The following is a 957-nucleotide window of genomic DNA, read 5'->3' on the forward strand; positions in this document are numbered from 1 at the left end:
AGTTCTTTAACAATCTGGAAAGCTGATATAAATATCGGTATTTATGTCGTAACGAACGGTGTCGCGCTGAACGTTGCAATGATATAAATACCAACAAAAGCGATACAATCTCTCCCAAGAGGTTGTATCAACATTCGATTGATGTCTACTCGACATTGATTGTCTTATCAAGTAACTCATCTTATATGAACCTTTCGAGGTAAGTATATTGAGTACGTGAAAATGTCAGACTTTACAATTAGTTCGGATTAGTCTCCGAACATTCTAGTAAAATGTTTTATCTTTTGTTCTTACAATAAATAATTCATTTCGACGGGATTTGTGCTTTAAACAAGGCGCTTAGATATGAAGTGTAGTTTGTTCTACACGAATATTTAAGCAACGAAGTATAAAGGTCAAATAACAAGAAACTACTTAGGGTTGTATGGTTAAGTGACTAAGCGTATGTGGTGGATGCCTTGGCAGTTAGAGGCGATGAAGGACGTGTTAATCTGCGAAAAGCTCAGGTAAGGTGATAACAACCGTAATAGCCTGAGATGTCCGAATGGGGAAACCCACTTAGCATAAGCTAGGTATCGTTAACTGAATACATAGGTTAACGAGGCAAACCGGGAGAACTGAAACATCTAAGTACCCCGAGGAAAAGAAATCAACCGAGATTTCGTTAGTAGCGGCGAGCGAACGCGAATCAGCCCTTAAGCTTATTGGGCGCTAGTGGAATCTACTGGAAAGTAGAACGATACAGGGTGATAGTCCCGTACACAAAAGCAACCTTTAAGTGAAATCGAGTAGGACGGAGCACGTGAAACTTTGTCTGAATATGGGGGGACCATCCTCCAAGGCTAAATACTACTAACTGACCGATAGTGAACCAGTACCGTGAGGGAAAGGCGAAAAGAACCCCTGTGAGGGGAGTGAAATAGAACCTGAAACCGCATACGTACAAGCAGTGGGAGC

At 41.3% G+C, this 957-nt stretch carries 1 rRNA gene; it reads left to right on the forward strand.

Annotation, left to right across the window (positions count from 1 at the left end):
• Positions 1-426: 426 nt before the first annotated feature.
• Positions 427-957: ribosomal RNA gene (locus MTCD1_RS18280) — 23S ribosomal RNA — on the forward strand; the annotation flags it as partial.

The sequence above is a fragment of the Colwellia marinimaniae genome (assembly GCF_002207865.1).
Classification (GTDB): domain Bacteria; phylum Pseudomonadota; class Gammaproteobacteria; order Enterobacterales; family Alteromonadaceae; genus Colwellia; species Colwellia marinimaniae.